The sequence below is a fragment of the bacterium genome, from assembly GCA_040757115.1.
Classification (GTDB): domain Bacteria; phylum UBA9089; class CG2-30-40-21; order CG2-30-40-21; family SBAY01; genus JBFLXS01.
Genome location: JBFLYA010000216.1, coordinates 1 through 6,402, shown reverse-complemented (window position 1 = coordinate 6,402; position 6,402 = coordinate 1). Strand labels below are relative to the sequence as shown.

The following is a 6,402-nucleotide window of genomic DNA, read 5'->3' as shown; positions in this document are numbered from 1 at the left end:
CTATCACTCTCTCTGGCACCAAACTTATATTCTAACCATTTACAACCACCTATTATTGCTCCTATGATTATCCCACTGATAATGATTATTTTTATCGCCTTCTTCTTGAAGATAATTACTACTAAAAAAATAACCAAAACTAAAATACATATATTTTCAATTGTCTTCATTATCTTTTCCACCTTAAGTTGGTAGCCACAGGCTTTAGCCTGCGTTGTCTGGTAGCTGATAACCGCTGGTTCGTAAACCGACCCTATAAAACAATTTCCTCTAAACTTTAATCCAATGACCCTAAATAGGGATAATTCTTAAAATTATCTACTATCCCTTTTCTTATCGGATTCTCAAAAATATATACTATATGCTTTCTTAAATCCTCCTCCTTGCGATGTATATGATCATAAAAATCCTTTTGCCACTGTATCCTTTCCCTGTTCTGGGAAAACCAAAAACCTGTTTTCTGCTTAAAGGCAATTATTACTCTCCATAAATCTGACTTAATGTAAATGTAACTCTTACAAAACCTTTATAATTATCTAAAGACAACCGATGTTTCTTTTCTTTAATATGTCTCTCCATTATTTTCTGCCGAGCTACGCAGGCTAAAGCCTGCGGCTACCTTCCTACCCATTTTAGATTCATTATTACCTTATTACTCTTTCTATTTTTAAAATAACCTCTTTTTATTGAGGAATACTAAATTCTTCGTCCGAAATCCCAATATTTAATTCAATCTCTCTCAATTCTGTATTTGTTTCAATCACTCCATCTTCAAAGTACATCTTATCAATGTATTGAGTAGGTATCCAAATACCCTTTATCAATTCAGATATGGTAATTTCTTTAGTAACTAACAATATATTATCATCAGAAAATACTTCCCTTTTAACATCAATCCCTTTATCATAGTCGATATAAAAGACTAATCTTCCATAAATTATGTTAGGTTCTTTAGGAATAGCTTCTAAAATATAAATATTCCCCTTGACAATCTGATGATCAATAATAACAATATTGTGTTTGTCTTTAAACTCCTGAAGATAGTAGTGAATATCTAATTGGCGTTCAGATATATCTGCATAATCAGAAATATTTGTAGTCATAGTTCCCTGCTGGTCTATTTCGCATTGTATATCACCATTTATAATCACAGTTCGGTTTCTATCTGGGGTTATAAACTTCATTTTATCTGGCTTTTTGAATAAAAGTTTTCTTTCTACTGCAGAGAAAGTTTTTGTTCCTGCACTCCCCCAACTAATCATCTTTGCCTTCATATCCTCAATCTTCCCAAAATTCTCGGCTACCTTTTGCAGAATTTCTGCGGGGGTGGGCATGGCAGTTGAAAAAAACTCAGCTCTGATTGAACTGGTATCATAACCCTGCGTATCTAATTCATCAAGCAAATCAAGAATCGTGTATCCTGAATGCTCGATAGTCTTGTTCGGGTTCTCTAATGCCTGCCAGATATTCTTCATTGGTATTCGATATAATGCCTGAGCTATGCCTAAGGCTGATGTTGTGCCGCGATGGGTAGATTCTGATATATCAAAGGGTATCTTATCCAATGCTATGGGTAGTTCTACGATTGAAGAACCACGCACCGCCGCACTAAATCGCAGGCAAAAACCATCTACAAACGCCTGCTGTGGACTCATCGTATAGGTGATTGAGGCAATGGGTAACTTGTAGTCAAAATAACCCTGCCCATACTGCCGATTGGTGTAATGAGTCAATAAGGCATTGCCATAAGCCTGAATAATCCTATCCTCATTAAACTCATCCTCCCTATCTCCATTGACTAATAGTCGATAGACGCCGGCAGTGTTACTACCAAACCCTGTAATCCCGTCATTGGTTAAATCTGCTTCTTGAGCCCAGGCAATATTTAGTGTGGGGTTAAAACCCTGTTGGCTGGATAAACTCTGGCTATAATCGAACGCCTTCTGGACCGATTCTAAGGCATACAATCCTCCGACCTGATTGATATAAATATCCAGCTCATTAGAAGAAACACCTTGATATTCTGGTGGGATAATTATGTGTAGTGGGTAAGTATACATCGGATTACCAAGGATGATTGGTCCAAAATTAAGATTGGGTAAGGCATCTTTCTTTGGGGTGAAGATAACCTCGTTATTAGTAAAGGTAACCATATCTTCTGGATAGGTAATTGTGCCGTTGTCATCTACATCAGGCCGATATACTACCGTGTTATCGGCTTTAGGAAATGGGAGTAGTTTAAAAGGCGGCGAGCCGTAGGTATAGGTAATCGCCTGCATCTCCTTTTTATTGACGCAAGAGGCTTTGGGATACATCGAGGCCGGTGGATAGATTCTGCTTTCCAGATAAACGCGATGTCGGAGATTAGGGTTATCGAGGTTAGAAGTGCCACAATTATAGCGGATGATATTATCTGAATCCACGCGTAGATTAGAATTAATCCATCGCTCCCAGTAATTATTTTGATTATCCCAGAAATAGAGGGATGAAGCCGCCTGAAACCCGCCAGCAATCGTAACCGTCCCTGCTGGAGTAATTATCTGCCCCGGCACCTCAACTACCTTTTCCGTTATCCTGAATGGTATCCAGTATGAACCGTTTTGCGTAGTCGCTGTGCCGACTAAACCTGCTGAATTTTTAATAGTAAGGCGAAATGTATGGATGCCAAGTGATAAAACAACATCGGGTTTAAAATTAAACCTGGCATTAAGAGGACGACCTGTTTTTGGTTCTTCCTGGGATTCCGTAGTCATATTTAATGCTGATACTGGCTTGTTTTGTATAACATAATTGTCTGGGTTATTTATTTCTAAACTAATCGTACAGCTGGCAGGTAAGTAATCATAGATTTTACCAGTGATATAGAAGTCATTGCCAGAACCATCATAATACAAATTAGTATCAGTAGCTGGGGTGAAGGTATAAGTGCCAAGTGTAATTTTTGGTGTATCGTAATAATATCTTTTTTCCCCATCAGGGTCATCAGGTATACCGTCGAGGGATTCGAAGATTTTTTGGTATTGTTTAGGTTCTTTTGTATGCTCTATCCCCGGTAAGTTAATTATATAATCCCAGGGGATTTTTTGCTCAATTATGATAGGGTCTTTTGGATATAGTCGAGGAAGTGGCTTTTCTGCCCTTTGACTATAACCCTTGACTATACCATCACTATCACATATAAACGGAGGGCCTGGAATTACCACCTGCCCTACCAAACATACATATTCAATATCCTTAGGGATAGAAAGACGATTAAGTTCCTTTAAATATTCACTATTAGGTAATAAATCCTTTACAGCCGCATCACCTCGTTCTACTGCTTTTATATTGTTTCTGAATCTTTGGTCAAAAGCTTTTATTATTTTACCCAACCAGTTAGGCTTTGTACCCGGTGAAAGAGATGGATCTTGCATTGCCATAGCTGATATATTAGCCAACCAGTCACTGCCATAATGAGGAGTACCAATAGTTACAAGGCGTTTGATGTATTTAGCATTATCAGGATTCCGTTGTAAATAATCTCTGGCAATCAAACCTCCTTGTGAATGCCCAACTAAGATTAATTTACCCTCTTGCCACTTATCTTCCCCATAATATGCCTTTAATACCTTCTCTATTTCTTCTACTAACTCGGTATAATTTCCCTTTAATGCCTTAGTACTCCCTACTGTATCCTCCCCACCATAATCAAACGCCTCTAAATAATGCTTCACGACCTTGTTCTGCGGGGCAGTGGGATGTTCCTCGTCATAGGTGACTGGATGATAAGGTTCAGATGTTATATCTTCTCCATTGAATCTTTTCCATTTATATTGAAAATACTTCTCCAATTCTTCAGTAGTAGTGTCCCATGTCTCTGCATTAGCGTTAATCCCATGAATAAACAGAACCGGCATAGGCCCATAACTTTCTTTATCTGACCACTTTGTCTCTTCTCCATACACCCTGTTAGTCAAAATGCTTCCTACTAATAATAAATAAAATCCAATTTTTTTCATGATTTTTACCCTCCTTTACCAAATATTATTTGGTCTTTTATATTGCCAGTATTTCTCTTTTTCAGGAAATGGTTCTTTCAAAGGCAATTTTTCCCCTTCTTTATTGTAAATAATATCCAAAGTGCAACGTAATAATGAACCGTCTAAAGAAAATTTACCCCAGTAAGCTACTTTCTTAACAATGTTACCATTTAAATCCACAAACCAATTGTATGCATGTTCGCTACCACCTTCTTCTTTTCCACCGACAAAGAGCATTTTCCCATCTACTGTCCAACCTGCAAGATGAGAGCTGTCAATCACCTTCCTCCTCTCGCTTCCATCTGGTTTCATGGTATATATCCAGCCTTTGCAAACAAAGGCAATCAAGTCACCTCTGGGTGACCAGATGGGATCTGTATCTTCATACATTTCCTTCCAGACATACTTCTCTTTTCCGTTTTCCATAACTGGTTTCCCTTGTTCATCACGCACCCATCTGCCTGTTCGCGTTAGTATTTTCTCTCTTGATATCTGATGTTTATCACTGCCATCACTATTCATTACCCAGATAGTATTTTCTTCATCATAATATTCTACAGGCTCCTTATAACCATACATTTTTTCACTCCTTGATTCTTTTGTGATTATTTCATATGCTATTTTCTTTCCATCCGGTGACCAGGAGGCATGCACCCCTGTCTCTGACAGTCTCCTCTTATCCTGCCCATTTATCTTCATTGTATATACCCCTTGTGAAGTTTCTCCTCTTCCTGGAATATCTCCTCCTGAAATAAGCAGTAAATTATTAGCAGAACACCAGTCCATATATCTCGGTAACCAATAACTCCCTTCCTTTGTATCACCATATTCTCTATTACCAATCTCTGTATCACAAAGTTTTACTATCTCCTTTTTATTGCTTCCATCGTAATTCATCGAACAAACATATACCTCGGTTTTCTCTGGCAAATAATCCCCCTCAAGATAAAGAATCTTGTTTAATAATGAAGAAGGATTTATTATTGCCTTCCCATAAGCCACTTTCTTGATAAAATAAATCTTGTTTTTCTCTCCCCAGCAAGGTGCATGGTAGGAGATTAAATCTGATTCCTTAGTAATAGAAAAAACTGCATAATATAATGTATATCCCAACAAAAAAACTACTACTCCTAATCCTGTTAATGCTGAAATCCTTACCACCTTGTCCATATTCATCTGTTCCCTCCTATTCAAATGTTGGCTCAAATTCACTATCAGCAAGACCAGTATTAATTTGGCTCTTCGTATAGATAGTCTCAGTAACTTTACTATATCCCTCCCACATATCTTCATCAACACATTTAGTAGCAATCCACCCTTTGACTATAACCCATAACTATACCATCACTATCACATGTAAATGGAGGGCCTGGAATTGCCACCTGCCCTACCAAACATACATATTCAATATCCTTAGGAATAGAAAGACGATTAAGTTCTTTTAAATATTCACTATTAGGTAATAAATCCTTTACCGCAGCATCACCTCGTTCTACTGCTTTTATATTGTTTCTGAATGTTTGGTCAAAAGCTTTTATTATTTTACCCAACCAGTTAGGCTTTGTACCCGGTGAAAGAGATGGATCTTGCATTGCCATAGCTGATATATTAGCCAACCAGTGACTACCATAATGAGGAGTACCAATAGTTACAAGGCGTTTGATGTATTTAGCATTATCAGGATTCCGTTGTAAATAATCTCTGGCAATCAAACCTCCTTGTGAATGCCCAACTAAGATTAATTTACCCTCTTGCCACTTATCTTCCCCATAATATGCCTTTAATACCTTCTCTATTTCTTCTACTAACTCGGTATAATTTCCCTTTAATGCCTTAGTACTCCCTACTGTATCCTCCCCACCATAATCAAACGCCTCTAAATAATGCTTGACTACCTTGTTCTGCGGAGCATTGGGCTTGGTTTCGTCATAGGTGACTGCTGGCTTCTCTTTTGTTATTGGTTCGGTTGGCTTATTAAATTGCACCCATCTATATCCAAAGTACTTTTCTAATTCTTTAGTCGCAGTATCCCATGTTAATGAATTAGCGTTAATACCGTGGATAAATAGCACAGGATATGGAGCATAAGTGGTACAACTTCCCCAGGTAAATTCCTCGGCACTTACTTTACTATTTAGAATGCACAACAATAAAATACATAAGTTAAACTTTTTCATGACCTTTTACCTCCTTGATTACCAAATATTATTTGGCTTTTTATATATAAAATATTTACCGCTTTGAGATGGCACTCCAACTGACAATGGATGACCTATTCGTTTACCACTAGTGCTATCATATAGAGAAAAGCATTCTCCTATAAACATCTTTCCATCTGGAGACCAACGTCCATTAACAGAATCTTCCACTACTTCAAATTTTT

4 protein-coding genes are annotated in these 6,402 nt (G+C 37.6%); all 4 read right to left on the bottom strand.

Annotated elements, in window-relative coordinates; translation table 11 throughout:
* Positions 1-683 precede the first annotated feature (683 nt).
* On the bottom strand, positions 684-3,998 hold the full coding sequence (locus AB1422_15210) for an alpha/beta fold hydrolase (protein MEW6620659.1): 3,315 nt from the start codon (positions 3,996-3,998) through the stop codon (positions 684-686).
* Positions 3,999-4,013: 15 nt separating this feature from the next.
* The gene (locus AB1422_15205) at positions 4,014-5,195 is read right to left on the bottom strand and encodes a hypothetical protein (protein MEW6620658.1); all 1,182 of its coding nucleotides are present in this window, start codon (positions 5,193-5,195) and stop codon (positions 4,014-4,016) included.
* A gap of 125 nt (positions 5,196-5,320) precedes the next feature.
* On the bottom strand, positions 5,321-6,196 hold the full coding sequence (locus tag AB1422_15200) for an alpha/beta fold hydrolase (GenBank protein ID MEW6620657.1): 876 nt from the start codon (positions 6,194-6,196) through the stop codon (positions 5,321-5,323).
* An 18-nt stretch (positions 6,197-6,214) separates the two neighbouring features.
* The coding region (locus tag AB1422_15195; protein ID MEW6620656.1) for a hypothetical protein at positions 6,215-6,402 on the bottom strand (188 nt) is incomplete at its 5' end.

Coding starts and splice junctions, on each gene's coding strand:
- AB1422_15210 (MEW6620659.1), bottom strand. CDS start 3,998: ATGAAAAAAATTGGATTTTATTTATTATTAGTAGGAAGCATTTTGACT.
- AB1422_15205 (MEW6620658.1), bottom strand. CDS start 5,195: ATGAATATGGACAAGGTGGTAAGGATTTCAGCATTAACAGGATTAGGA.
- AB1422_15200 (MEW6620657.1), bottom strand. CDS start 6,196: ATGAAAAAGTTTAACTTATGTATTTTATTGTTGTGCATTCTAAATAGT.